The 24,046-nt window shown below is 65.1% G+C and carries 26 protein-coding genes and 2 pseudogenes; 14 read left to right on the top strand and 14 right to left on the bottom strand.

What is annotated here, in order from left to right; translation table 11 throughout:
• Positions 1 to 224: 224 nt before the first annotated feature.
• The 3 genes from WDW90_RS20860 to WDW90_RS20850 all read left to right on the top strand — a co-directional run bounded on the left by WDW90_RS20860 (position 225) and on the right by WDW90_RS20850 (position 4,667).
• Positions 225 to 1,298: a glutathione-independent formaldehyde dehydrogenase gene (locus WDW90_RS20860; protein WP_336489384.1), complete on the top strand. Its 1,074-nt coding sequence runs from the start codon at positions 225 to 227 to the stop codon at positions 1,296 to 1,298.
• Positions 1,204 to 1,704 (top strand): FmdB family zinc ribbon protein, encoded by a 501-nt coding sequence (locus tag WDW90_RS20855; RefSeq protein WP_336489383.1) that lies wholly within the window; start codon positions 1,204 to 1,206, stop codon positions 1,702 to 1,704. Before WDW90_RS20860 ends, WDW90_RS20855 begins: the two co-directional genes overlap by 95 nt.
• Before the next feature lie 263 nt (positions 1,705 to 1,967).
• A complete protein-coding gene (locus tag WDW90_RS20850; RefSeq protein WP_336489382.1) occupies positions 1,968 to 4,667 on the top strand; it encodes an excinuclease ABC subunit UvrA in 2,700 nt (899 codons plus the stop codon).
• Between the two features lie 240 nt (positions 4,668 to 4,907).
• On the opposite strand, the gene WDW90_RS20845 is transcribed toward WDW90_RS20850, so the two are convergent.
• Positions 4,908 to 6,149, bottom strand: coding sequence for a tyrosine-type recombinase/integrase (locus WDW90_RS20845; RefSeq protein ID WP_336489381.1), 1,242 nt, complete (start codon positions 6,147 to 6,149; stop codon positions 4,908 to 4,910).
• Positions 6,150 to 6,747: 598 nt separating this feature from the next.
• Here WDW90_RS20845 and WDW90_RS20840 point away from each other — a divergent pair.
• Entirely contained in the window at positions 6,748 to 6,951 is a 204-nt protein-coding gene (locus WDW90_RS20840) for a helix-turn-helix domain-containing protein (RefSeq protein ID WP_336489380.1), read from the top strand.
• A gap of 95 nt (positions 6,952 to 7,046) precedes the next feature.
• On the opposite strand, the gene WDW90_RS20835 is transcribed toward WDW90_RS20840, so the two are convergent.
• The gene (locus WDW90_RS20835) at positions 7,047 to 7,346 is read right to left on the bottom strand and encodes a hypothetical protein (RefSeq protein ID WP_336489379.1); all 300 of its coding nucleotides are present in this window, start codon (positions 7,344 to 7,346) and stop codon (positions 7,047 to 7,049) included.
• A 196-nt stretch (positions 7,347 to 7,542) separates the two neighbouring features.
• Here WDW90_RS20835 and WDW90_RS20830 point away from each other — a divergent pair, with 196 nt between their 5' ends.
• The 8 genes and pseudogenes from WDW90_RS20830 to WDW90_RS20795 all read left to right on the top strand — a co-directional run bounded on the left by WDW90_RS20830 (position 7,543) and on the right by WDW90_RS20795 (position 14,916).
• Positions 7,543 to 8,385, top strand: coding sequence for a bifunctional DNA primase/polymerase (locus WDW90_RS20830; RefSeq protein WP_336489378.1), 843 nt, complete (start codon positions 7,543 to 7,545; stop codon positions 8,383 to 8,385).
• Positions 8,386 to 8,395: 10 nt separating this feature from the next.
• A pseudogene (locus WDW90_RS20825) lies at positions 8,396 to 8,747 on the top strand (recombinase family protein); the annotation flags it as partial.
• Positions 8,748 to 9,162: 415 nt separating this feature from the next.
• Positions 9,163 to 10,734, top strand: coding sequence for an amidase family protein (locus WDW90_RS20820; protein ID WP_336489377.1), 1,572 nt, complete (start codon positions 9,163 to 9,165; stop codon positions 10,732 to 10,734).
• Between the two features lie 42 nt (positions 10,735 to 10,776).
• Entirely contained in the window at positions 10,777 to 11,106 is a 330-nt protein-coding gene (locus WDW90_RS20815; protein WP_336489376.1) for a hypothetical protein, read from the top strand.
• Positions 11,107 to 11,266: 160 nt separating this feature from the next.
• Entirely contained in the window at positions 11,267 to 11,893 is a 627-nt protein-coding gene (locus WDW90_RS20810) for a hypothetical protein (RefSeq protein WP_336489375.1), read from the top strand.
• A gap of 386 nt (positions 11,894 to 12,279) precedes the next feature.
• Positions 12,280 to 12,852, top strand: coding sequence for a Ros/MucR family transcriptional regulator (locus WDW90_RS20805; protein WP_336489374.1), 573 nt, complete (start codon positions 12,280 to 12,282; stop codon positions 12,850 to 12,852).
• 65 nt (positions 12,853 to 12,917) lie between these two features.
• A complete protein-coding gene (locus WDW90_RS20800; protein ID WP_431311089.1) occupies positions 12,918 to 13,517 on the top strand; it encodes a Ros/MucR family transcriptional regulator in 600 nt (199 codons plus the stop codon).
• Between the two features lie 754 nt (positions 13,518 to 14,271).
• Complete coding sequence (locus tag WDW90_RS20795) at positions 14,272 to 14,916, top strand: SOS response-associated peptidase (protein ID WP_336489373.1); 645 nt, start codon at positions 14,272 to 14,274, stop codon at positions 14,914 to 14,916.
• A gap of 121 nt (positions 14,917 to 15,037) precedes the next feature.
• Here WDW90_RS20795 and WDW90_RS20790 read toward each other — a convergent pair whose 3' ends face one another.
• Complete coding sequence (locus tag WDW90_RS20790; RefSeq protein ID WP_336489372.1) at positions 15,038 to 15,493, bottom strand: hypothetical protein; 456 nt, start codon at positions 15,491 to 15,493, stop codon at positions 15,038 to 15,040.
• 811 nt (positions 15,494 to 16,304) lie between these two features.
• Between WDW90_RS20790 and WDW90_RS20785 the strand changes: the two genes are divergently transcribed.
• A complete protein-coding gene (locus tag WDW90_RS20785; protein ID WP_336489371.1) occupies positions 16,305 to 17,321 on the top strand; it encodes a DUF4214 domain-containing protein in 1,017 nt (338 codons plus the stop codon).
• Positions 17,322 to 17,629: 308 nt separating this feature from the next.
• On the opposite strand, the gene WDW90_RS40775 is transcribed toward WDW90_RS20785, so the two are convergent.
• On the bottom strand, positions 17,630 to 17,848 hold the full coding sequence (locus tag WDW90_RS40775) for a helix-turn-helix domain-containing protein (RefSeq protein ID WP_431311091.1): 219 nt from the start codon (positions 17,846 to 17,848) through the stop codon (positions 17,630 to 17,632).
• A 1,089-nt stretch (positions 17,849 to 18,937) separates the two neighbouring features.
• A complete protein-coding gene (locus WDW90_RS20780; protein ID WP_336489370.1) occupies positions 18,938 to 19,156 on the bottom strand; it encodes a DUF6894 family protein in 219 nt (72 codons plus the stop codon).
• 614 nt (positions 19,157 to 19,770) lie between these two features.
• Between WDW90_RS20780 and WDW90_RS20775 the strand changes: the two genes are divergently transcribed.
• Positions 19,771 to 20,016 (top strand): hypothetical protein, encoded by a 246-nt coding sequence (locus tag WDW90_RS20775; RefSeq protein ID WP_336489369.1) that lies wholly within the window; start codon positions 19,771 to 19,773, stop codon positions 20,014 to 20,016.
• A gap of 62 nt (positions 20,017 to 20,078) precedes the next feature.
• Here the strand turns inward: WDW90_RS20775 and WDW90_RS20770 are convergent, their stop codons facing one another.
• The 9 genes and pseudogenes from WDW90_RS20770 to WDW90_RS20730 form a co-directional block, all read right to left on the bottom strand.
• Complete coding sequence (locus WDW90_RS20770; RefSeq protein WP_431311088.1) at positions 20,079 to 20,450, bottom strand: hypothetical protein; 372 nt, start codon at positions 20,448 to 20,450, stop codon at positions 20,079 to 20,081.
• Positions 20,451 to 20,690: 240 nt separating this feature from the next.
• Complete coding sequence (locus tag WDW90_RS20765; protein ID WP_336489368.1) at positions 20,691 to 21,107, bottom strand: hypothetical protein; 417 nt, start codon at positions 21,105 to 21,107, stop codon at positions 20,691 to 20,693.
• Positions 21,108 to 21,144: 37 nt separating this feature from the next.
• Complete coding sequence (locus WDW90_RS20760; protein ID WP_336489367.1) at positions 21,145 to 21,327, bottom strand: hypothetical protein; 183 nt, start codon at positions 21,325 to 21,327, stop codon at positions 21,145 to 21,147.
• Positions 21,328 to 21,332: 5 nt separating this feature from the next.
• Positions 21,333 to 21,560 carry a hypothetical protein gene (locus WDW90_RS20755; protein ID WP_336489366.1) on the bottom strand — a complete coding sequence of 76 codons (228 nt, stop codon included), beginning with the start codon at positions 21,558 to 21,560 and terminating at the stop codon, positions 21,333 to 21,335.
• 112 nt (positions 21,561 to 21,672) lie between these two features.
• On the bottom strand, positions 21,673 to 21,861 hold the full coding sequence (locus WDW90_RS20750) for a hypothetical protein (protein ID WP_336489365.1): 189 nt from the start codon (positions 21,859 to 21,861) through the stop codon (positions 21,673 to 21,675).
• Positions 21,862 to 21,873: 12 nt separating this feature from the next.
• Entirely contained in the window at positions 21,874 to 22,032 is a 159-nt protein-coding gene (locus tag WDW90_RS20745) for a hypothetical protein (RefSeq protein ID WP_336489364.1), read from the bottom strand.
• Positions 22,032 to 23,033, bottom strand: a complete 1,002-nt coding sequence (locus tag WDW90_RS20740) for a tyrosine-type recombinase/integrase (protein WP_336489363.1) — start codon at positions 23,031 to 23,033, stop codon at positions 22,032 to 22,034. The genes WDW90_RS20745 and WDW90_RS20740 overlap by 1 nt, the downstream gene beginning before the upstream one ends.
• 264 nt (positions 23,034 to 23,297) lie before the next feature.
• Positions 23,298 to 23,726: a DUF1810 domain-containing protein gene (locus WDW90_RS20735; RefSeq protein ID WP_336489362.1), complete on the bottom strand. Its 429-nt coding sequence runs from the start codon at positions 23,724 to 23,726 to the stop codon at positions 23,298 to 23,300.
• A 124-nt stretch (positions 23,727 to 23,850) separates the two neighbouring features.
• Positions 23,851 to 24,030 (bottom strand): annotated as a pseudogene (locus WDW90_RS20730) (helix-turn-helix domain-containing protein); the annotation flags it as partial.
• Positions 24,031 to 24,046: the final 16 nt, after the last annotated feature.

The following is a 24,046-nucleotide window of genomic DNA, read 5'->3' as shown; positions in this document are numbered from 1 at the left end:
CCTCCGGCGGGAGACGCGGCGACGGACGCCGTCAAAGCGCCAGGCATGCTCCTCGATTGCCCAACGCACCTGATCCCAACAACGTTCCACCACCAGACAACTAGTTCTCTACCTAGCAACCAGCGTCAGGTCAGGAGAGCGCGATGAGAGCAGTCGTCTACAACGGACCTCGCGATGTTGCGGTGCAGGACGTGCCCGACGCCCGGATCGAGAGGCCGACCGACGTGCTGGTGCGGATCACGAGCACCAACATCTGCGGCTCCGACCTGCACATGTACGAGGGCCGGACCGACTTCCCGCGCGGGGGCGTGTTCGGGCACGAGAACCTCGGCCAGGTGGCCGAAGTGGGCAACGCCGTCGATCGGGTGAAGGTCGGAGATTGGGTCGCCGTCCCCTTCAACATCGGCTGTGGGTTCTGCAAGAACTGCGAACGCGGCTTGAGCGCGTTCTGTCTGACCACGGCGGATCGAAGCGTCGTGCCGAACATGGCCGGCGCCGCGTACGGCTTTGCCGATATGGGACCGTATCGGGGCGGCCAGGCCGACCTGCTGCGCGTCCCTTACGGCGACTACAATTGCCTGAAGCTGCCGCCGGATGCGGAGGAGCGGCAGAACGAGTATGTGATGCTGGCCGACATCTTCCCGACCGGCTGGCACGCCACTGAGCTTGCAGGACTGCGTCCCGGCGAGTCGGTCGTCATCTACGGGGCCGGTCCGGTCGGCCTGATGGCTGCGCACGCGGCGATGATCAAGGGCGCCTGCATGGTCATGGTCGTCGATCGCCATCCCGACCGCCTGCGCCTCGCGGGTTCGATCGGAGCCTTGCCCATCGACGACTCCAAGGGCTCCCCGGTGGACCAAGTGCTTGAGTTGACGAACGGCATCGGCGCCGACCGCGGCTGCGAGTGCGTCGGCTACCAGGCGCACGATCCGGAGGGCCACGAGCACCCCAACATGACCATGAACAACCTGGTTAAGTCGGTGAAATTCACCGGCGGCATCGGCGTGGTCGGTGTCTACGCGCCCCAGGATCCGGCCCCTCAGGACCCGCTCTACAAGCAAGGCGAGATCGTTTTCGATCACGGCCTCTTCTGGTTCAAAGGTCAGACGATCGGCACCGGCCAGTGCAACGTGAAGGCCTACAACCGGCAGCTGCGCGACCTCATCTCGACCGGCCGCGCGAAGCCGTCCTTCATCGTCTCGCATGAGCTGCCGTTGGGAGAGGCACCGAAGGCCTACCAGCACTTCGACGCGCGCGACGAGGGCTGGACCAAGGTGGTCCTCAAGCCCGCCGCGTGAACCGTCGAGCCGGGCGGGCAGCCGCTCGCTCGGCCCATCCGCCATCTCGCCGGACGAGCTCAAGCGCGGGGACCCCATGCCGATCTACGACTACGAGTGCGAAGGTTGCGGGCCGTTCACGGCGATGCGGCCCATGGCGCAGTTCCGTGATCCATGCGCATGCCCGGAATGCGGGGCTGAAGCGCCACGAACATTCCTGAGCGCACCAGCTATCGCCGCTGGCAATCCGGGTAGCCGCGTCGCCTACGCTGCAACGGAGCCGAGCGCGACTTACCCGCGCCGGGCTTCGGCGGCGCATCCAGCTGGCTGTGGGTGTTGCGTGCGCCGCTTGCCGCTGCCGAGCGCCCTCTCCACCGGCGGACGGATCTTCATGGCGCACGGACCAGTCCGGCGCAGCTGGCAATAACAAGAGACGCCCGTCGACGGCGTCAGGCGGCTGTGCTCGCTGGGGCGTCGCGGCAGCGCTGCACCCCTCCATCGGGGGCGCAGATTGGACCTGGCGGGCGCGAAGTCCTGGCCCCTTCCGGACCATCCACCTTGTAGCGTGAGAGGTCGGCTCCAGCCTGACGACAGTTTCCCGCGGGGGTAGCTCCCGCGCTCCTGAACCTCTAGTCGGCGCAGCAACGCTCGGTGTCCTGCGGGAAAGGACGCGTCGAGAGAGAGAGTTCCATGGACCAGCCAAAGCCCAGAGAACTGGTCAGGATTGCTCGATCAGGGGCGGGACGGCCGGGCTACGTCACAGTCAAGGGCGCCAGGGAGCACAACCTGCGGGACGTCGACGTGGAGCTGCCGCGCGACGCCCTCGTGGTGTTCACCGGTGTCTCCGGCTCCGGCAAGTCGTCGCTCGCCTTCGGCACGCTCTACGCAGAGGCCCAGCGTCGCTACTTCGAGTCGGTCGCACCCTACGCGCGGCGGATGATCGACCAAGTCGGCGTGCCCGACGTCGATGCCATCGAGGGGCTTCCCCCGGCCGTCGCCCTCCAGCAGCAGCGTGGCACACCCAGCGCCCGCTCCTCGGTCGGCAGCCTCACCACCCTGTCGAGCCTCGTGCGGATGATGTACTCGCGCGCCGGTATCTATCCGCCGGGCCAGCCGATGCTCTACGCGGAGGACTTCTCGCCCAACACGCCTCAGGGCGCCTGCCCGTCCTGCGGCGGGCTCGGACGGGTCTACCAGGCAACGGAAGCGTCCATGGTGCCCGATCCTTCGCTAACGATCCGCGAGCGCGCCGTCGCGGCCTGGCCACAAGCCTGGGGCGGGCAGAACCTGCGGGACATCTTGGTTAGCCGGGGGGTCGATGTCGACACACCCTGGAAGGACCTGCCGCGGGCGCTCCGGGACTGGATCCTGTTCACAGACGACCAGCCGCAGGAGCCTGTCTATGCCGGGCTCTCCCCGGCGCAGACGCGGCTCGCCCGTCAGCGCCGCCTGGAGCCGAGCTACATGGGCACGTTCACGAGCGCCCGCCGCTACGTGCTCGGTACCTTCACCAATTCGCAGAGCGCCCTCATGCGCCGACGGGCGGCGAGCTACCTCGTCAGCGAGGACTGCCCCGCCTGCCAAGGCAAGCGCGTGAAGCCCGAGGCGCTCTCCGTCACCTTCGCCGGCCTCGATATCGGTGAATTGTCGCGCATGCCGCTCTCCGACCTCGCAGAGACGCTGCGGCCGGCCGCCGAGGACTGGCTGCCCGATGACGATACCGCCGACAACGCCGACCCTGGGACGCTGGATCGCGAAGCGGGCCGGCGGGATCGGGCTCAGCGTGCCGCCTCCGGGGCGTCGGCCCATGCCGGTGCGCCGGACGTGCGCGCGACGCCGAACCTCTCTATCGAGAAGCGGCTCGCCGCCCAGCGCCTCGCCGCCGATCTCATCGACCGGATCGGGACGCTCACGGAGCTGGGCCTCGGCTACCTGTCGCTGGACCGGATTACCACGACCCTGTCGTCGGGCGAGTTGCAGCGCCTGCGCCTTGCCACCCAGCTCCGCTCGCAGCTCTTCGGCGTGGCCTACGTGCTCGATGAGCCCACGGCGGGGCTGCACCCCGCCGACGGCGATGCCATGCATGACGCGCTTGCCGGACTGCTCGCCTCGGGCAATTCGCTGTTCGTCGTCGAGCACGACATCGGCACGATGCGTCGCGCCGACTGGCTGGTCGATGTCGGCCCGGCCGCGGGCGAGCACGGGGGCACCGTGCTCTACAGTGGCCCGCCGGAGGGCCTGCGCGAGGTGGAGGCGTCGCGCACCCGCCTTCACCTGTTCGGACTTGCCGAGCCGCCATGGCGTCCACGGCGCGAGCCCTCGGGATGGCTGCGCCTGGAGGGGATCGTCCGCAACAACCTGCGCGGCGTCTCGGCGTCGTTCCCGCTGGGATGTCTCACCGCTGTCACGGGCATCTCGGGCTCCGGCAAATCGAGCCTCGTCAGCCAGGCCTTGCTGGAACTCGTCGGCGACCGCCTCGGCAGACCCGTCGACATCAACGACGAGCCGGAAGATCCCCTCGACGATGCGCCGGGCCCAACCGAGGGGCGCATCGTCGGCGGGTTGGAAGGGGTCCGGCGCCTGGTCAAGGTCGATCAGAAGCCGATCGGGCGCACGCCCCGCTCGAACCTCGCGACCTATACCGGCCTGTTCGACGCTGTCCGCAAACTGTTCGCCGCCACGCCCGAGGCACGCCGGCGCCGCTACGACGCCGGCCGCTTCTCCTTCAACGTCGCGAAGGGCCGTTGCCCGGCCTGTGAGGGCGAGGGTTTTGTCAGCGTCGAACTCCTGTTCATGCCGAGCGTCTACGCCCCCTGCCCGACCTGCCACGGTTCCCGCTACGCGCCGGCGACGCTGGAGGTCACCTGGAACGGGCTGACCATCGCGGACGTGCTCGGGCTCACCGTCGAGCGCGCCTGCGAAGCCTTCGCGGACGAGCCCTCCGTGCTGCGGCCGCTGATCGTGCTGCGGGATCTCGGCCTCGGCTACCTGCGCCTGGGCCAGCCGGCGACCGAACTCTCCGGCGGGGAGGCCCAGCGCATCAAGCTCGCGACCGAATTGCAGAGGGGGCAGCGCGGGGGCACGCTCTACGTCCTCGACGAGCCAACGACAGGGTTGCACCCGACCGACGTGGATCGCCTCATGCTCCAGCTCAACGGCTTGGTCGATGCGGGCAACACGGTCGTCATGGTCGAACACGACATGCGCGTCGTCGCGGGGGCCGATCACGTCATCGATGTGGGGCCCGGCGCCGGAAACCTGGGTGGAACTGTAGTGACGGCCGGCCGTCCCGAGGTGGTGGCCGGGGCGCGGGCGAGCCGCACTGCACCGTATCTGAGGGAAGAGCTTGAGGCCTACGAAGGCAAGAGCTCGCTACCCCAGCATCCCTGATGGACCCCATGCGGACCTTGGAGCCGTCGCTGGCGAAGGTCCGAATGGGGTCGTGAGCGGCGGTTCAGCGCCTGCCGGCCCAATGTCGGCTCGTGGCGCGCTCCAGAGCCCACGCCTACGCTGTTTTGACGTCCGCTTCCGGGATGCCGCCGCAGACTGCTGTACGGCGGCAATGGGCGCATAGCCGAACGTCCGCTGTCCGATCGGGAGCCAAGGCCCGCTCCCGGCGCATAGTAGGCCTTAGCCGTGCAACGGGACGATGGTTGGCTCCTCAAGGAGGCCATAGGCGGGCAGGGCCGCGCGCACCGTGTCTGAGACGTAGGAGGGCGCGAGGTGAGCATAGTGCCGCTCGGTCATCCGGGTATCCGTATGTCCAAGCTGCGCAGCGATGACGCCCATCGGCACACCCCGCATGGCCAAGAGGCTAGCATAGGTGTGCCGCAGAATGTGAAACGTCGCCGCCGGATCGAGCTTGGCTCGACGCGACGCCTCCACAAGCGGGCGCTGCTGGTGCGAGACGCCCCAAGCCCTGGCGTCGGCTCGGATAAAGATCAGATCGCGTGCGGCCTTGCCCGCCACGAGGCCGGCGAACAACTGCTGGCCTTCAGCGTTGAGGGCGACGTGACGCGGCTTGCCAGCCTTGGACTGGCGGATTGTGACCGTACCCGCATCGGGGTTGAAGTCTGCGGCTTGCAGGCGGATCAGCTCGCCGTAGCGGCAGCCGGTGACCAGAGCCCCTCTCACCAGATGTCGGAAGGACGGCTCGCAGGCGCTTACTAAGCGCAGGCACTCGGCCGGCGAGAGATAGCGCACGACGGCGGCATCCGCCTCTCGGTAGGGCTTCACCTTGCGCCAGGGCTCGTCCGTGGCTGCTCTGCCCTCGTGAAAGGCGTGGTTCAGGGCCGCCTTGAGGACGGTCAGCAGGCGATTGGCCGTTGAGCGCCTGGCGCGCACGGCTTCAGAATCCCGCTCGTCCACCGGGACTGTGGCCTGCTTGGCGGCCCCCTTACCGGTGCGCAGCAGCTTTGGCGCCTCGGCTACGGTATGGTGCCAATCCCGGATGCGCTTGGCCGTGAGCTTCGTGACCTCGACAGCGCCGAGCTCCGGCAGGATGCGCGCGTTGGCAGCATACCGGTCGGCACGCACGCCCTTCGATCCACGCCGTTCGCGTGCTGCAAGGTAGTCGCTGATCGCTGCGGCGACGGTGTACGGGCCCTCGCTCGGCTCGGCATGGCCGGCAAGCTCGCGCGCCTTGCGGGTGAAGAAGTCACGCGCGCGCTCCTGCGCCTGAGCGAACGAGAAGACGGTGAGGCCGTCCGGATCGCGGTGGTCGTCCGCCGCTCCCAGAGCATCGTAGTGCTGGCGCCCGCCGTCACGCAGGCGCGCCACCCAGGTGCCACCTTTGGCGCCCTTGCGGTAGCCGACGGCGCAGCCGGCCGAGATCACCGTCCAGTAAGGCTCGCGTCTTTCGGCAAGCTTCACCCGCGCGGAGCGCGTATCAATCTTGGCATTGCGAGCGGTGCGAGCCATAGGGCAGGGGAGGGGGCTTGATTTATACGGAAAATGTACGGAATGGTTGTAAGCGAACACCCACGATCACGCAAGGGAACAAGCCCGAGACGATTCAATGGGTTACATGTACGCTGACGTCTGCCGGTGGCCGGAAAATGGCTTGTTACCGCTCTTTCACGGCGAAAACACGGGTTCGATTCCCGTAGGGCGCGCCAGCAAAATCAAGCACTTAGCTGTGAATGAGCTTGGCGCGACGGTTTTCGTTGTCACTTTCGTTGCAAGCTTCAGACGCAGTTTGGCCCCTTCTGGAGCCTTGTGCGTGGTTTGAGCGCGATGAGCGACTCGGCTGCCTGCTTCGTCGCACCTCAAAAAAATTCTTCAGAAAAATTCCCGCCGGCTGCGCTGCTGCCAAGCCACTGCGATGAGTCAGCTTTTTGAGACAGTTGGCCTGAAGTGTATGTCATGTGTATGTCGCAGCATGCGCGCCGGATGTTCTTCGCTACATTGCGCATCCGCAAGAATTCTCTAAATTATTGCCTAGTCCATCATAGTTCTGAGCCGTTCACACATGCCCAAGAAAATTCAGGCGACCAATCTTGAGGCCGCAATCCTCACTGTGGAGGAAGCTGCCGGCTACCTACGCGTCTCTCGGACGACGATGCATCATCTGTTCAAGACGAAGATGGTGCCACGTGCCCGCATCGGGGGACGCACACTGATCCAGCGCACCGATCTCGATGCGCTTCTCGCTCGCGCGATCTCTGGCGTTTGATCGTGACGCTCAACTGCGCTGGTTCGTGGAGCGACCGCCCGGGCAAAGCGGGCCGAGACAGCGCGAGCGGCGCTCCGTCGGTGAGCTACCCCATCTCAGGAATTGTACGTGACGAGAGCGGCCACGAGAGATCCGTGCTCACGGATCAGGGTCTGGGCCTCGCGTTCGCTCACCGTGGCGCTGGCAGAGCTGGACGGCGGGATCTCGTAGACGTCGTAGCTGGCGCAGCCGCTGTCAGGCTTGACGTAGCCGAAGCCTCGAGGTGCGCGACCGACCTGTCGGTCGAAAAGAGAGACCGCATCTGCAGGCGAGACGACCTTCCCATCCCCGCTAAATCGAGCCGTGTCGCCGTAGACCCGGCCCGTACCCCTGTCGACTACAATGAAGCGCGCCATGCCGATCCTTGTCTGAGACTCCGTACCCGGCGGAGGTGGGACCGGCGGAAGCTCGAGGCAAGGCAAAGCGCGGAGCAAGACGGGCGCGGTCTAGAGCCAGAGCCGAGGCGCTCACACCCTCAAAACCGAAATGGCCAGGCACCCGCTGCAAGGGTGATTCCTGGCCGTTTGGCTTAGTGTTCTCAGGGACTTGAAGATGCTCGACAGCGGCAAGATAGCGGTCAACCCGCCGCCGGACAATGCTCCCGATGAGCGGACCGACATTGGAGGCTCTCAGGTCAACCGGCCGAACCCATTCAGACAGCTTTGGGATCTCGGCTACCGTTCAATCCTTCCGATGGTGCCGCCGAACGTGGAGCTATCTCCCGCGTTCCAGCTGGCGCTCCGGCTCGCCAAGGGCCGCGACGACCGGGGCAAGGCACCGGGCGAGCTGCGCGACGGATTGTGGAGCGGCCTCTTTAGCTGGCAGAGGCGCGAGACCACGGAAGCGGATCTTGAGCGCTGGTATCGGATGAAGGCTGGTGTCGGCCTCGCCGATGACGGTGGCCTCGTTTTGCTCGACATCGACGCGCAGGACGAGGCGACCGCCAACGGCATCGAGGCGGACGCGATTGAGATGCTTGGCCCCGCCCCATGCCGTGTCGGGTCCTGGCCGAAGCGGCTGCTGCTCTACCGCATAGACGAGACGTTGCCCTTCACAGCAGTGACGTTCCGCGGTCCGGGCGAAAAACCGGATCGGGTCGAGTTGCTGGCGAAGCCGAAGCAGGCGGTCGTGTACGGCGTCCACAACCGCACGGGGCGGCTCCACGAATGGACCCGCCCCCTCGTGGCCCGGTCCGCGCTCACATTGGTTACGCGGGCGCAGGTCGAGGCCTTCTTCAAGCTTCAGCAGGAGAAGCTGCCGGCCGCTGTGGCCGAGAAGGGCGCGACGCTCAGCGACCGCCAAGCCCTCGACCAGACGACGCTGAAGGGCGACATCGAGCACGTCCGCAAGGCAGTGCGCTCGACCCCAAACACCGAGGCCTTGTTCCCTTCGTAAGGGTCAATGGAAGGTCCTCGAGGCGCTGGAGGCCAAGGGCGTGGCCCTGCGCATCCTGAGCCTCGGCGTGGATACGGCCACGCCCACTGGCAAGCTGATGCTCAAACGTCCTGGGCGGGGTGGCGCAGTTCGAGCGTGAGATGATGCTGGAGCGTCAGCACGAGGGCATCGCCCGAGCCAAGGCTGAGGGTACTTACCTGGGCCGCAAGGCCACCGCCCGCGCCAAGACGGACGAGATCAAGGCGCTCGCCGCCGAGGGCCTCAGCATGGCCAAGATCGCCAAGCAGCTCGGGATCGGCGTTGGCAGCGTGCATCGCGCCCTGTCGTCGGCCACCGAGCCCGTGAACATTGCAGCCGCCTAGCGGTTCTCCGCGGGCATGTTCTTTTTCTTCTCCAACCGGCTGGGCTGCCTTGGCTCGATCCTGATCTCGATCGTTCTGACGCTCGTCCTGCTCGCCATCTTCCGCGGCTTCTGAGTGCACGAAGCCAAGTTCGCTGCGGGCGCTCCGCGCAGCCGAGCAGTTTGCGCCAGCGCTTCGCCTCAGCGGCAGGTGGAGCTACCCCGCCCTCCGGGTACTGTCCGCCGGCGATCCTGGATCCGGCGCGAACGGCCCCGAGAGATTTTCGGCTCTCAGAAACTTCGGACCGCGGTAGCGATCTGTTTGTTCACTCGTCGGCCTCGGTGCCTTCCTGTCCTGATGGGCTGACCGTAAGCTCGTCCGTCAGTGGTACAGCTTGTGCCTTACGGTGCAGGCCCCCTCTCTCCGACAGGAATCCATGTTCAAGCATTCCACTGCCCTCAGCACCGCTGCCCTGATTGTCGCTCTCGGACTTCCTGCTCGGGCGCAGGAGCGATTCACCGTCGAGGAAGCGACGATCGCGAGCGTTCATGAAGCCCTCGCGGCCGAGCAGATCACCTGCCGCGGGCTCGTGCAGACCTATCTCGACCGGATCGCCGCCTACGATCAGGCCGGCCCCAAGCTCGACGCAATCCGTGAGGTGAACCAGAAGGCGCTCATCCAGGCCGAGGAGTTCGACAAGAACCGCGGCCGGCTGGCCTCCGAGCCGCTCGCCTGCGTGCCCCTGGTGCTCAAGGACAACTACAACACGGCCGAACTTCCAACCACCGGCGGCTCTGTCTCTCTGGCCGACGCACAGCCAGCGAAGGACGCCTTCGCCGTGGCCAAGCTGCGCAAGGCCGGCGCCATCATCCTGGCCAAAGCCAACATGCAGGAGTTCGCGCTCGGCGGCGTCTCGGTCAGCTCTCTCGGCGGGCAGGTGCGCAATCCCTATGATCTGACGCGCACGCCCGGCGGCTCGAGCGGCGGCACCGGTGCTGCCGTGGCGGCAAACTTCGCGCTCGCGGGCACGGGCAGCGACACCGTGAACTCGATCCGCTCGCCTGCCTCGGCCAACAACCTGGTGGGCTTACGCGCGACGCAAGGGCTGATCAGCCTGAACGGCATCATGCCAGTCTCGAAAACGCAGGATGCGATCGGCCCGATCACCCGCACGGTTGCGGATGCAGCGGCGCTGCTGCAGGCCATGGCTGGCCCCGACCTGAACGACCCGCTCACTTCGCCATCGGCCGGCAAGGTGCCGGACAGCTACGCGGCTTTCCTGAAGCCCGACGCGCTCAAAGGGGCGCGCCTCGGTGTCGTCAAGGCGCTGTTTGGCACGAAGCCGGAGCACGCGGAGGTGAGCCGCGTCATGCAGCAGGCTCTCGATGCCCTTGAGAAAGCCGGCGCGGTCCTGGTCACGATCGAGGATCCGGCCTTCGAGGCCGACAAGCTCAACGCCGAGAATGACGTTCAGACCTACGAGTTCAAGACGCTGTTCAACGGCTACCTCGCTGGGATCCCGAACGCGCCGCAGAAGGACCTTGCCGGCATCATCGCCTCGGGGCGGTTTCACAAGCCCGCGCTCGAGAAATTCCTGACCGGCGCCGAGGCGCGCCAGGACGGCATGCAAGAGCCTGAGTACAAGGCGCGTCTGGAGCGGATCGCCGCCTTCAAGGCGCATGTCGCCTCGGTGTTCGACCGGGAGCACCTCGATGCCCTGATCTACCCCCTGCAGAAGCGATTGGTGGTGCCGATCGGCGAGCTGAACCAGGCTGACCGTAACGGGATCGTGGCCGGCCTGACCGGCTACCCAGCGATCGACGTGCCGGCCGGCTTCTCGGCGCCGAGCGAGACAGCCCCGCTCGGTGTGCCGATTGGCATGGATCTGCTCGGTCAGCCCTGGAGTGAGGGCAAGCTTCTCGGACTTGCCTACGCCTTCGAGCAGGCGACGAAGCTGCGTCGGCCGCCGGAGAGCACGCCGCCCCTGACCTCCTCTCCCTCGCGTTGAGGCTCGCTTGACGCGCAGCCCCGAGAGCTGCGCTACCTGTTCGTGCCGGATGCGTGTTACGCAACCGGCACGCGCAAGCCACAGGGCAGCCTGACCGACTTCAACACGCAATATCGGGCCGAGATCGGCGGCGAGACGCTGCCGCAGCAGGGCCTGACGGCGCTGCGCACCGGCGGCCGGTCGCTCTTGGCGAACGCGGGCGATACTGCGCGGCGGGCCTATCTCGGGCGCAACAACGCGGCGCTGGCCGACCTGTTCGCTGCGCCGGACAGCGTGGCTCGGATCCGCGAGATCATCGCGCGCGGGGCCGAGACACCGCTTGCCGATGCGGCTTTGCGGGCAGTGATCCAAGCACCGGCGGCGACGCGATGACACGCAGTGCGCGTTGTCGGCGCTTCCGTGACGGAGGCGATCAAGCTGTCCGACATGGCTCACGACGAGGACCAGTGGCCGGGCGCTGCGGCGGTCAGACGAGTGACGAGACGCTGGACGGCGCGCCCCGTACGCTCGTTCGGAGCCCGACCGCTTGTGCTTGACCACGCTTCCCGCAGGCTGGCACAGCGGGACGATGGATCCGGTCATCCCGCCTACCGTCATGTACGGCCTCGCTCGCGACATCCTCCGCAACGAGATGAACCAGCGCAGCGAGCGCCGTCGCTCGGTGGGGCGGGACACGCCGGAGGGCGCACGCCTAACGCAGGAGATCGCCACCCTCGTGCAGCTTGGGCAGGATCTCAACGAGGAGACTGCCAGGAAGATCATCGCAGCCGGACGATTGGCAGTCGGCATCAGGGGCACGCCCTCGCAGATGCAGCGGGTCGATGCCGAGGATCTCCGCTCCCGCTATCCGAGCCTCCTTGCTGATGACGCCCAGGTCTCGGCCGGCGGCGGCTGGAGCAAGCTCCTCGATGAGGCGTTCGACAGGCTGAAAGGTCGGCCCGTGGTTGTGAGGGTCGCGCGCGAGAACCGGGCCGGCCTGCAGCTGCTGATCGGTCCGGTCGGCGATTGGCGCCCGGCAGATTTTGACTTGGCAGCGGACGTCACAGATCGGACCTTGGCGAGCTCGCTGCAGGTTTGCGAGGTCTGCGGCGCCGAAGCCGCCGAGGGCTCATGGTCGCGCTATCGCACGCGTTGCGCCGAGCACAAGGAAGCGCGGTAGTAGAGGCTTCGTCATCTCCGCTGCCGGTCGTCGAGCCCATTTTGGCCTGGACTGCACTGTGCCCGCGGATCGTCTCGTCGGGCCGGCCGATGTGCTGCACAGATGAGGCGATCGTTATGCGCCGGGCCGAGACGCAGTTCGCTGATGCGGCTCTGCGATCGGTGGTGGAGGCGGGCATTGGACGGCCCGTGATTGTCTCAGACCCGAGAGCCTATCCGACAGAACAGGCGCTCCACCAACCTGCCACTGGTCGCTCAAACCGATCTGAAATTTCTGGATAACCCCGAATTGCACCCATGATTTCGGGCAACTTTGGTGTGCACCCCCTTGTTTTCGTGGGGTGGGTCGGTACGCGTTAAGCTGCACGTGAAGCAGCGGAAACAACAATGCCCGAATCGGCAAAAAATACGCAGAGCGACTACATCGAACTCACTGCCGATATCGTGACGGCCTACGTCTCGAACAATTCTCTTCCACCCTCAGAACTCCCGGATCTATTAGCGAGAGTATATGTCGCGCTGACCGTCGCTGCGGACGGATCAGTTCAGGCCGGCAGCGATGTCGAAAAGCCAACACCGGCGCGGATCAAGAAATCGGTTGCTGCTGACTACCTGATCAGCTTTGAGGACGGGAAGCCGTACAAGACGCTGCGGCGGCACCTGACGTTGCGGGGGCTGACCGCCGAGGCGTACCGGGCCAAGTACGGCCTGCCGGTCGGCTACCCGATGACGGCTCCCAGCTACTCGGCTCAGCGATCTCGGCTCGCCCACGAGCTCGGCTTAGGGCAGCTCCGTCGCGGCAAATCTCCGAGCGCAATGGCGAATGTGACCGGCACCGCTGAGATCGTCTCCTTGGAGCCGAAGGCGCGTAACAACCGACGGAAGGCTGCGGAGACGTCGCAGGCAACACAAGCATCTGGCAAATCACACGGCCGGCGCAAGGCTCCGACGGCGGATTGAGCGGCAAACCGTCCTCGCGGTGGGGCCATCAGCTATGAGGACGGCTTGGCGCACCCACACACGAGGTGGCGCTCCATGGAAGTGACAGCATTCGTTTCCTAAAAAAGTTAGGCGATTGTCTACTTTTTGACCGTTTCCCGCTTGCCGGCGCAATCGAATGTGCCGATTTGCATGTGGTCGGCCAGGAGATCACCATGGAAACGGACGAAACAATTTCGCTTGTGCACAATCAAACAATCGAGCAGGCGGCCGAGATCGTCTCGGCCTATGTCTCACGCAACCACGTTGCTCCGACAGAACTTCCGGCTCTGATCCACGCGGTCTACACCTCACTCTCTGGCCTCGCGAATGGCGTCCCTTCGGCCCCGGTTGACGAGGTTGAGAAGCCGACGCCCGCGCAGATCCGCAAGTCGATCACGCCGAATGCCTTGATCAGCTTCCTCGACGGCAAGCCCTACAAGACGCTGAAGCGCCACCTCTCGTCTCACGAACTCGACCCCTACAGCTACCGGGCCCGCTTCGGCCTGCCGGCCGACTACCCAATGGTCGCCGCCAGCTACGCCGCCCAGCGCTCGGAACTTGCCAAGTCGATCGGCCTCGGCCGACCGGGCGCTCAGGCTCCGGTGGAGCAGCCGAAAGGCCGCACTCGGCGCAAGGCTGCCTGATGAACTGCGGCTCGCCCGCATCTCAAAGGCGAGCCGCGACTTGGAGCCTGCCTACTGGCGGAGCCTCAGCGGAAGCGAGGCCGTGTCCGAGCTTTCCAACCCGCAACGGCCTTGTTCGATTGGCCTGCGGGCGGCCGAGTCCGCTGGCTGGTCGATTCACCATGGCGCTGTACGCCATCTGGCGGAGAACCGTGTCGTGGTTCCCGCGCAGGCGCGATGCTTGGAACATGATCTCCACCACAGGGCCCTCAGTCACTCCAAGTCTAGAAAATAGTCCCATGGTTCAGCCGCATCGGAGGCAGAGATGGAGCTCTTTTCACATAAACCCTTGGGAAAGTCCGCTTCCAATGAGATGAAAAGGAACACATCGTATTTCCTCAATGGAATTAGCATAGTATGCGTCGGCATAGCCTTCTCTGGGTTACTGCTGAGATTGCTGCGCGATGATGCGCGATCGGCCTCATTTGGCGCGGCGTACTCTCAGCTTTCTGCCTTTCTCGAAACAGACGCGGGAACTTATTGCGTTGTTTTGACTGTGGTCGCGATCCTGTTCCGAGCGAGCGCATGGCGTACAATCGCCGGAATAGAGGATTGAGGCTGGCACTGAGTGCCGGAGGAAGAGCGCCGAGACACAAACAGGCGCTCGGCGAGAAATGCGCCGCTTAGGCCGGCTGCGAGGTATGCGGAAGCGGGACAGGCCGGGTTCGGTGGTTCGCGCACTCGAACTTAACCACCGTCCAGCGACGATGGCCGCATGTGCAATCTCTACAGCCTGACCAAGGGCCAGGACGCCATCCGCAAGGTGTTCGGCGTCGTGGACGACCGGACCGGCAACCTGCCGCCGCTGCCCGGCATCTTTCCCGATCAGATGGCGCCTGTGGTGTGCCAGCGAGACGGGGGGCGCGAGCTCAGCATGATGCGCTGGGGCTTCCCGCCTCCGCCGAAAGTCGGCACGCAGCCGGTCACGAACGTGCGCAACGTCGCCTCGCCGTACTGGCGGCCCTGGCTGAAGCCGGAGTTTCGCTGCCTCGTGCCGGTTTCCTCCTTCAGCGAGTACGCCGATACCAAGCCGAAGAAGACGCCCGTGTGGTTCGCTCTGAACGACGAGCGGCCGCTGTTTGCCTTTGCCGGCATCTGGCGGCCCTGGACGGGCGTGCGTGGACCGAAGCGCGACGAGCCGATCGAAGAGGAGCACCGACTCTACAGCTTTCTCACGACCGAGGCGAACGGCGTGGTCGGCGCGATTCACCCGAAGGCGATGCCGGTTCTGCTCACGACCGAGGAGGAGTGCCGCACCTGGCTCGAGGCGCCGGCCGATGAGGCGCTGCAGCTGCAGCGGCCGCTTCCCGACGCGATGATGAAGGTCGTCGCACGGGGAGAGCGGAAGGACGAAGGCTGAGCCCAAGTTCGTGTCGAATTTGGCGGCGAGGCGCTGCCTCAGCAAGCGCTGACGGGCGCTGCGCACTGGCAGTGGCTGCTGCCCGACGCCCGACGGACCGGACGATTTGGCTGAAGATCGCCTACCGTAGGCCGAGCCGCGAGAAGATCGCGTGCTGCGCCGCGCGCGCCTCGTGCTCGCCCGGATTGTGCGCGCGCATGACCTGCGCCCCGAGCCGGACCGTCATGATGGAGTGCGGCCAGAGCGTCACGGCCCTGTCGAAGGCGGCCGCAGCGACGTCGAAGTTCCAGACCTGTCCGAGCTTCATCTCGATCGTCGTCTCGCTCGTCCAGATGTCCAAATCGAACCGGTTGCTCTTCTCAGCCGTCCGGTCGAGATCCAGCCGCATCGGCACGACGAGATGCGCCTGGCACGGCAACTGTCCGCAGCGCTCGCGCATCTGGGCGAGGAACGCGCGCAGTTCGGCAAACTCGCCATAGCGCGCGGTCAGGCGATCGAGCCGGTACGAGCCACGCCGCCGGCAGGCTGCGCACTCGACCATCAGACGCTCAGACGGAATATCGCGCAGGCAGCGCATCGCATCCCTTCCGGCCGCTTCTCTCTGGAGAACACAGCAGGAACAAATAGGACGAACGGGTCGGGTTCAATCCGGCGCGTGCGCCGTCTCGATCATGCCTGTGCACGCCTGTGGATAGCGATGGCCGGCACGAGGCGGAGCGCGGTGGGCGTTCGCCTGGGGCGATGTGGGCTGGTGAGCGGCGGAAGGCGGGCCGAGCACTGATTGCCCTCGGAGCTCGACCCGCCTATCGGGCTGCGACTTGGGCAGTCTGCGGCCCGACATAGCTTCATAGCGCGGCATGGTTGCCGAGTTGGAAAGCGGCGGGTCGAGCGGTTGATGCCCTCGCGGCCCGACCCGCCGGCCGCGCCGCTGGATGCGATCGGGCAACGCGGCACTTGATGGTCGCGCGGTGCTGTTGCTGGAATGTTGCGCGTGAACCGCGAGTGGTCCTGGGGCGGCCCGGATACGGACTTAGCCTAGCATCCGAACCGCCGCGCCGCCCTTCTCCAGCGGGTCCTGAGCATCGTGAGCGAGATGGTCGACCTGAACTGCGACGGGTAGCTGTCCGCGCAGATCGCGGCGGAGTTGCGCTGAAACGCAGCCAGAAAATCTGATTGATAGCGCGAGAATGGCGGTAGTATGGAATTCCCTGTACGAACGCGCGGATCGCATAGGGAGCGGCGGTCTTGTATCTCAATTTTACACCCTTCAACACCTCGTACTCGGCGCTTGAACGGGGGCCGTCGAACTCTCGAATGGCGTCTTCACCATTAAGGAGTTCTACTCCCTCGGCTCGATCAGAACGGGCAGTCTTTACGGTTCAATCCAGATGCCAGGTGATTTGGCCTCACTCGCCGTTACATATACTGGCCCCAGCTACACGGTTGCGGCGACTAAATACGACGACCCAGACTACATCCTCTTCAAGAATGTGAGCTCGCCACCTTCCGATCCAAACGAGTATGTGTTCGTATCAAACAAGCCGCTGCAGCTCGGCCAAGTTCTCATGTTTACGAACGACAGACTGGGTGACTACCAGATCCCAGGTGGGAATGCGACTGTCGTGACGCCTGGCAATCCTCTATTTGGATCAGTCGAGCACAGCTACAACAGCGCTGGAGGCACCGTTTACGGGCTTACCAACGCCCTCCTCGGCTCATCACCGAGCCGGCTTCAATTCGAAAATTATGCGGCGCAACTGAATGCGGGAGTGAGCCCTACCAACGTCGCGGCTCAAATCATTGCTTCGCCTGACTACGCTGCCGTTCATCCAGTCAGTCAAAGCGATGCTGATTACATCGCGAGCCTCTACGATAACGGCTTGCATCGTCCCTCCGATGCGGTCGGGCGAGACTATTTTCTGAACGAGTTGAGTTCAGGGGTGTCCAGAGCGACCGTCGCAGTACAGATCGCTACATCTCTTGAGGGGCAAGACCTTGCTGCATTTGATTTCAGGCAAGGTGAATTCGTGCCGGATAAAACAGCCTCAGATATTGCTCGTCTTTATTATGGCGTCGTCAATCGCACGCCTGACGCTAATGGATTCCAATATTTTGTAAATCTCGTGAAGCAAGGCGACGCCTCGCTTTCGAATGTCGCGCAAAACATGATCAGCTCACTCGAGTATGCGCAGCACATCAATGCGCAAAGCGACGTGGCCTTTGTGGACGCATTGTACGTCGGCGCACTGGGCCGCCATGCGGCTGCCGATCCCGGATCGGAGTACTGGACAAACGCCTTGGCGCATGGAGCGACGCGGGCGGACGTGGCCGTGCAGATTTCCGAAAGCCCGGAAGCTCAGACACACCATGTGTCGCAGATCGAGCAGGGCTGGAATCTCTACTGAGGTTGAAGTGGTTGGGTGACAAGGCCTACCAACTGAGATGTGGTACTCGACCCGGGCAAACTGCGCAGCGATAGCCCCGCGAGCCGTGAGGCTGCGGGGCGAGGATCCATGACGGTGAGAAGGACGGCCCCGCCACCTTGCTTATCGGGGGAGTGGGAGAGTGGCAGGGCCGTGTCGGGCTTCAAGAGCCGACCCCTGCATACTGCGCCAGCGCAGCGGCTCTCACACTCACGCAGGTGAAACGCGGCGGGAATCAGAGAGTACGCGACCCGGAACTGCCGCGCAGCATGTCAGCCTCGGCTGTGCCTCTACATTCGCTCCCGCAGGCACACTCCTGGTCCACGCGGCGCCATATCACCCGGCGCAAGAAACACGACGCCAGCGTTTTCAAGCGCCTGCCTCATTGACATCAGGGTCGTCGAGTGCGGCCTACCCTTATTCTGCTCAAACCGCTGAACTGTCGCGAGGCTGACACCAGAGGCGCGCGCAAGGTCTATTGCGGCCCAGTTCAATGCAGCCCGGGCCATACGACTCTGAACGGCATTGATCATGCTGCTGCCCATGAACGTTCAAATCCGTACATAGGCTGGCGACAGCGCAGCGGGAATGCCTTGGCCCTCAACGAAATGCGGACGCGCACAGGAAACCCGCCGCGGCGAGTGGCCGGGCGGGCTGGAGGTCTTCTGGGGATCGCCCCCGCCCGTGTTGATCGGAGGGTGTCACCAACGAGGCCTGTGCCGGCGTATGCGATCCGCCCCATGGACGGTCGACCCGATTCGGCACCGCCGCGCCCGCAAAGGTAAAGTGCTGGGCGCACGAAAAAGCGCCGTCAGCCGGGGCTGCGGGGCTCTGACTGCCCAAGTCTCGAGGTTGATCCCGCCAGCGCCGTCGGAAAAGTGACGCCAGCGGGATCGGGCCGGGTGTGAGGACCGGTCCGACTTCCGTGCCAGCAAACGCGTAGCGCAAAACTCACACAGGTAAGGTGCAAAGCGCACCGAGATGGCTCAGGCCCGCAAGCGAAGAACCGCACCTAAGGTGCCCGGCCTCGCTCGATCGAGGACCCTTCTTCACCAATCCCGTGCGCTGCTCGCGCGTCCGGCGCGCAGATTACTCATCAGCACGACTTCCGGCTGAAAGGGCGATCCGGCCGCAAAAGAGCGGCCTCAGTGCGAAGTCGAATGCTCCGCCGGCCCCTCGCCGGCCAGCGAGAGCGTGGCCCTGTAGAAAGGCGCGCTGCTGCTGATGCTTGGCCCAGGCCCCCCGCGCGTTGCGACGCTTGTCGGCAGCCTTCGCCTTACAGTCGTCGGGACCGGTCAATGCTTGATAACTTGGCGCAAACTACTCAAGCGTCGCCAAGATTTTTCAATCGAAGTGTAAATTTGGCTAGTCTGTTCGGTTCCTACCGTTGCTCAGCAGAGCCCATACTCCTACCTGTTTATGCAAAGTGCTATGATTCATTCGTTCTTAGAGGAACGACGATGAAAGTCGTTTGCCCGGATCGGCCTGGCGATCAGCTCCGCACCGCTGGCTTGAGCTCTGCCAGTCAGACCGCATCCGCCGCAGCAGAGGTGCAATCCGTGCGCGCTCACGTTCGCGCTTTGCTGCTCCAGATTCCGTCAGCAAAGCGCGATCGAGCGCAGAAGCACCCCTGAAGCGCTGCGGATCTCGAGGTGCCATTGCTCGATGTCTGCCGGCAACTCGCCCATCAGGCGCAACTCCTCGATCCCCAGGAGCGCCTCTCGTTCAGCTTCATCGAGATTGCCCGCGCAAGCGCCGATTGGGTCTTCTAGGGTGTGGACGGTGTTCACCAACCGGAAATGGAAACGCTCTGCCATGGCCCGGCTCATCCGCGGCGTGAAGTATGCGAGGTGAACAATCGAAGCACGCCCAATCTAAACCTATCAGGCAGATAGAGAAGCGCCGCTGTAAACGAGACTTCGGTATGTGGAAGAACGGGCAGGTCAGAGCAAAAGAGATACCACCTTTCCCTGCCCTCGTCCGTTCAAAGGAACGCCCGCCGCGGCGAACCGGACGGGCTGAGCTCGTCTCGATGTCCCGAGGGGCTGAACGGAACATTTGTTAGATGCACGGGCGCGTTCAGCTAATCCGGCCGCAAGAAAAGCCCGGCTCGGCGAGGACGCCGAGCGGGCTGAAGGTGATGTCATTGGGGGAGCGGCAGAGTCGCCGCCCAGCTGATCTGGAGCGCGGGCCGACAGGGTCAACGGCGCGTTGATCCCGCCGCCGGCGCGTCGGCGCCGAGGATCGTAGCGGAAGTCAGGCCGGAGGAGTGGCGACATGCGGACGTTGAGCTTGCATCTGCTGGGCCGAGCATGTGTAGCTCAGCGACCGGACAATGGTAAGCGAAGCGGGAACAGAGGCACAACCGCGCGGTTCCCCCCAAGCTGCGGCCAGCCGCAAGATGGCTGTTTCGCCAGCCGGAGGAACGCTCATGAAAAAGGTGTTGGTCGTCGCAGCGTCGCTGGCGCTGCTGTCGGGAGCAGCCTTCGCGCAGGGCAATACCCCGTACAACTCAGCAGGATCGCAAGCTGGTGGCCCGCGGGGCGGCATTGAGCGCGAGATGGGCGCGCGCGGTGGAACACCTGAGATGGCGCCGGGACAGTCCGCGCGTTGGATGGGGACCCGCCGTCATCGCCACCACAAGAAGGGCCATCGCAAGCACCACGGCGGAATGTAAGAACCAGAAAAGAAGAGCCCGCCACGGCGAACCGGGTGGGCTCCTTGTTCGATGGCTATGCCTTAGTATCCGTAGCCATAGTAGCCGTTGCAGTTGCCGTAGGGGTCGTACCCGTAGGCGCAGCCGTTGCCGTAGTAGCTGCCGAGGCCATAACCCGCTCCGAGACCCAGGCCGAGGCCGACTGCACCATAGCCAAGACCGCGCCCGTAATAGCCGCGGCCGCGATAGCCGCCTGCAAAGCCTCGCCCTGCGAAACCGCGACCGGCAATTGCACCACCACGGAAGCCCCCGCCTCCTCCTGCGAACCCACCACCACGGAAACCGCCACCGGCAAAGCCGCCGCCGCCACGGAAGCCTCCGCGGGCGTCAGCGGTTGCCGGGATCATCGCAAGTGCGCCGGCCATGGCTGCCGAGGCCAACAAGATGCGCTTCATAGGAATCACCGATCTCTGAAGGTACCCACCTCCAGGGCGAACGCGGCCGTATCTGCAACGTTCTCGCGTCAAATCGTACGGACAGGCTTCTCCGATCTGAAGCGTCAGTGAAATGGTGGCTTCTCCGCTGGGGGCTGTTTGCACCGCTTGTCGCGCAGCAGAGCCCACTCTTTGCAGACCTGGCTACCTCGCCATTCTCCTCGATGAAGATGGCTCCGGCTGCCTCGACACTGGCGGCACCTAGAAATGCTGCGAGATGGCTGCAATCGACTTCTGCCGGACAAGCTCGATGATGCCAGCCGCACTCGTGGGCGATATGCCGGCAGCACTCAATGCCCGGCGGGCGTGAACCCGTGCGTCGTCGATGGAGATCGTCTTACCAGCGCCAAAAGTGGAGGATGCACGCTTGTCGAACTCCTCCGCGGCGAAATTGAAGGCAGAGCAGTAGATGGCACGCTGCAGGTCGCGAGGCGCACGCGCGAGCTGCTCCCAGCAATCATCAATCTTCCGAGTTACATCGGCGAGCGAGTCACGGCGGACGGTCGCTACGAAATCACCGACACCGCGGTCGATCGCCTGATCCGGGGCAGGCTGCTGAGCCAGCGCCGCCATGGTGGGCAGCGACAGCAGGATGATCAGCAGGCCAACTCGTCTCACTTCAGGTAGCCCTTCGCCTTCAGGTGCTCAGCGGCCATCACCTTCTCTCCTGATCACGTCTTGCCGCCCCGTACACGACGATCGACGCCAGCGCCGCTGCGGCGGCACTGTTGCCCATGGCGACCTCCGGATTATCGGGCAGTAGGATGAGCCAGAGCGCCGCTCCAGCCGCCAGGAGGGTGCCGGAGACCACCAAGAGCTGTTGGGTGTTCTTCTTCACGTGCCTCAGGCCTCGCTCAGCTGCGCTCTGACTGCCTGCGCGAAGGTGCTCGCCGTCTCCGCGGCCCTGTCCAGCGCTCGCATCTGATTGGACGCCTCGTCGCCCGTATCCTCGATCGTGACCGTGATCGAGAGCCATTCGGCGAACTGGTCCGTTCGCGCCGAGACGAGATACATCAGCTTGCCGGTCTCAATGTCAGGGCCGGCGTCAGTGCGCGTGACGTCCCACTGCATCGCTCAGCCTCGCAGGTCGCCCGTTACCGGGTAACAGAAGATGGGGCGTGAGCAAGCGAGGTGCCCGCCGCTGCCGGAGCAACGGGCAGGCTGCAGACGACAGTTTGTCTGTTCAGGGCTGAGGCGGCCAGGGGAGAACAGGCCGGCTGCCGAAGAACCGCTCCACGCCTTGCGCCAGCGCGGCAGAGCCGTTCTCGGCGCAAAATGCCTTGAGCGATCCCACGACCAAGTCGGCGTCGAGGTTGGACAGGCCACGGTAGGCCTTGGAGGTGCTCATCATTGCCGCGTTGGCTCCGCTCATGAAGCCCATCGTTCACCCAAGGAAGGCGGTGCGGTAGATCAGTTGCTCGAACAGTTCATTGGCTTCGGAGCATCGCATCATTCCGAAGCCGGCGGCCTTGCTGCCGTCCGCGCGGACCGGTGCAGCTGCGAGGCAGGCGCAAAGCGCCGCTACAATGCGAAGGCTCCGCATCACGCGCTCGCCCGAACCGGAGAGGACGCCTCAAACCGCACCGGTCCGGCCTGCGGCAAGTCGAGATCCGGTGCTGTCCGGCGAATCGTGTCCGCGACATATGACGGCGCGAGATGCGCATAGTGCTTCTCGGCCATGCGCGTGCCGGAATGGCCGAGCGCCTCGGCGACGACAATCAGGGGCGCGCCGTTGCGCACCAACGCGCTGGCGTAGGAGTGCCGCAGCTCGTGCAGCGTGATGCTCTCGAGCTTCGCCCGCGCGAGCGCCTCCTTGAAGCTCCGCTGGTACTGCGCCGGCTTCCAGGCCTCGCTGTTATCCCGCGTCAGCAGCGGCGCCTTCGGCGCACAGCCGGCGGATAGCCGCTCGAACAGTGCCACGCCGCCGGCAGTCAGCGGGATGTGCCGCGCCCGGCCGTTCTTGCTCTTCTCGACGAACACCGTCCCGTTGGTGCGGTCGAAGTCCCGCATCGTCAGCCGCGCGAGTTCGGCGAAGCGGGCGCCCGTCATCAGCGCCGCGGCGACGAGATCCCGCAATTCGCCCTCGCTCGTGTTCAGGAGCCGCTGTTGCTCGGCCGCATCCAGGAAGCGGGCGCGGGCCGATCCAGTGTCGCGGAACGGCTTGAGCAGGCGCCAAGCCCGATCGCGCTCGACGAGCTGATGCTGGTAGGCCCAATTCAGCGCGGCCTTGAGCAGCGTCAGAGTCCGGTTCGCCGTGTCACGTCGGCGGCGCAGCGCCTCAGGGTCCGAGATGTCCACCTCGCACGTGTTAGCCTTCGCGGCTAGCTTGCTGGTCCGGACGCGCTTCGGCGCGTGCACCATCGCATCGCGCCAGCGCCGAAGGCGATCGAGCGTCAGATCGCTCACGCGGACGGAGCCGAGCTTCGGTCGGATATGCACGCGGGCGCGCGACTGCGCGTCGTAGATCGCCTTCATGCCCTCGGCGGCTCGCGCCTCAAGCCAGCGGTCAGGAGCGATCCGGGTCCAGGTGACCGCGATGAACATCCCGGGCCGGACTGTACGCAGAATCTGCGACAGGGGCGACGAACCGGTGGGCGGCGCTGTCTGTCTTCTCGCGAACCGGTGCCGCTTCTTCCAAGCAGCTCCGAGACGTGTCGATGTCGAGGCGGTGGTCCGTGCGTGGAAGGAGCCGATTGCTTCAGCAGCCTACGATCGCGCACTTGACCCTGAGCCGCGCCCCAAGGGCCGCCTCGCAGATGCATGCGCGTCCAGCGGCACAGGCCGGCGATCACAGTGTTTTTGCCAAGCTCAGTGGCCCACCAGCTTCTCCAGCGTGCGTGGATCTTCCTGCCCGTCGAAGTACCGATCCAGCGCCGCCCGAAAGGCTGGATCCCCAAGGTCGGCATGCCCGAACAGGGTCATGCTGGAGCGGAATTTCATGTCGTCGGGCGCGCCGAATACCTCGTGGGCGGTCCGCCCAGTCACCTGGTTGACCGCCGCGGTGCAGGCCCGCAGACGCGGCCCCAGCGCCGGATGCTGCAGGTAAGCCCGCGCCTCTTCCAACGAGCTGATCGCGTAGCGCTGGGCCATGGCGCTGAACCCCAGCCCAGCAATCTGCGGGAAGATGAACCACATCCAGTGGCTGCGCTTGCGGCCGGCAGTCAGCTCACGCAGCGCCTGATCGTAGCAGCCGCGCTGCGCTTCGGTGAAGCGCTCAAGGTTATAGGGGTCATCCATGGCCTGACAACGGGGAAGAGGCGAGCCAATCTTGCCTCAACCAGAGGTAGAGGCGGTCGCCGGGCAATCCAGATATAAAATCAAAAGTTGTGCTCGGCGAGATCCGGAAAGCTGACGGGCGCGGGCCTCCGTACTCCTTGCGCCAGCGGTCGTAGCTCTGCTCGCAGATGCCCGCCTCTTTGCACGCAACGGCGATGCTCTTGCCTTGGGCTGCCTGCACCTCGATCTGGCCCAGCGTCAGCACCACCAGCTCCGCGCTCAGCCTCTGTCCTCTCCTCCTCCAGCTTCTCCGGTCCTGGCTGATCCTCGCAGTCAGCCCG

It is taken from the genome of Methylobacterium nigriterrae (genome assembly GCF_037106235.1).
Lineage (GTDB): Bacteria > Pseudomonadota > Alphaproteobacteria > Rhizobiales > Beijerinckiaceae > Methylobacterium > Methylobacterium nigriterrae.
Note: the sequence above shows the minus strand (reverse complement) of the source record. Positions and strands in the feature narration are given on the sequence as shown.

Excerpts from the sequence above, each read along its gene's own strand:
- WDW90_RS20855 (WP_336489383.1), top strand. The coding sequence starts at position 1,204 with ATGAGCTGCCGTTGGGAGAGGCACCGAAGGCCTACCAGCACTTCGACG.
- WDW90_RS20850 (WP_336489382.1), top strand. The coding sequence starts at position 1,968 with ATGGACCAGCCAAAGCCCAGAGAACTGGTCAGGATTGCTCGATCAGGG.
- WDW90_RS20840 (WP_336489380.1), top strand. The coding sequence starts at position 6,748 with ATGCCCAAGAAAATTCAGGCGACCAATCTTGAGGCCGCAATCCTCACT.
- WDW90_RS20835 (WP_336489379.1), bottom strand. The coding sequence starts at position 7,346 with ATGGCGCGCTTCATTGTAGTCGACAGGGGTACGGGCCGGGTCTACGGC.
- WDW90_RS20830 (WP_336489378.1), top strand. The coding sequence starts at position 7,543 with ATGCTCGACAGCGGCAAGATAGCGGTCAACCCGCCGCCGGACAATGCT.
- WDW90_RS20820 (WP_336489377.1), top strand. The coding sequence starts at position 9,163 with ATGTTCAAGCATTCCACTGCCCTCAGCACCGCTGCCCTGATTGTCGCT.
- WDW90_RS20805 (WP_336489374.1), top strand. The coding sequence starts at position 12,280 with ATGCCCGAATCGGCAAAAAATACGCAGAGCGACTACATCGAACTCACT.
- WDW90_RS20795 (WP_336489373.1), top strand. The coding sequence starts at position 14,272 with ATGTGCAATCTCTACAGCCTGACCAAGGGCCAGGACGCCATCCGCAAG.
- WDW90_RS20790 (WP_336489372.1), bottom strand. The coding sequence starts at position 15,493 with ATGCGCTGCCTGCGCGATATTCCGTCTGAGCGTCTGATGGTCGAGTGC.
- WDW90_RS20785 (WP_336489371.1), top strand. The coding sequence starts at position 16,305 with ATGCCAGGTGATTTGGCCTCACTCGCCGTTACATATACTGGCCCCAGC.
- WDW90_RS40775 (WP_431311091.1), bottom strand. The coding sequence starts at position 17,848 with ATGGCCCGGGCTGCATTGAACTGGGCCGCAATAGACCTTGCGCGCGCC.
- WDW90_RS20780 (WP_336489370.1), bottom strand. The coding sequence starts at position 19,156 with ATGGCAGAGCGTTTCCATTTCCGGTTGGTGAACACCGTCCACACCCTA.
- WDW90_RS20775 (WP_336489369.1), top strand. The coding sequence starts at position 19,771 with ATGAAAAAGGTGTTGGTCGTCGCAGCGTCGCTGGCGCTGCTGTCGGGA.
- WDW90_RS20770 (WP_431311088.1), bottom strand. The coding sequence starts at position 20,450 with ATGAAGCGCATCTTGTTGGCCTCGGCAGCCATGGCCGGCGCACTTGCG.
- WDW90_RS20755 (WP_336489366.1), bottom strand. The coding sequence starts at position 21,560 with ATGCAGTGGGACGTCACGCGCACTGACGCCGGCCCTGACATTGAGACC.
- WDW90_RS20750 (WP_336489365.1), bottom strand. The coding sequence starts at position 21,861 with ATGAGCGGAGCCAACGCGGCAATGATGAGCACCTCCAAGGCCTACCGT.
- WDW90_RS20745 (WP_336489364.1), bottom strand. The coding sequence starts at position 22,032 with ATGCGGAGCCTTCGCATTGTAGCGGCGCTTTGCGCCTGCCTCGCAGCT.
- WDW90_RS20740 (WP_336489363.1), bottom strand. The coding sequence starts at position 23,033 with ATGTTCATCGCGGTCACCTGGACCCGGATCGCTCCTGACCGCTGGCTT.
- WDW90_RS20735 (WP_336489362.1), bottom strand. The coding sequence starts at position 23,726 with ATGGATGACCCCTATAACCTTGAGCGCTTCACCGAAGCGCAGCGCGGC.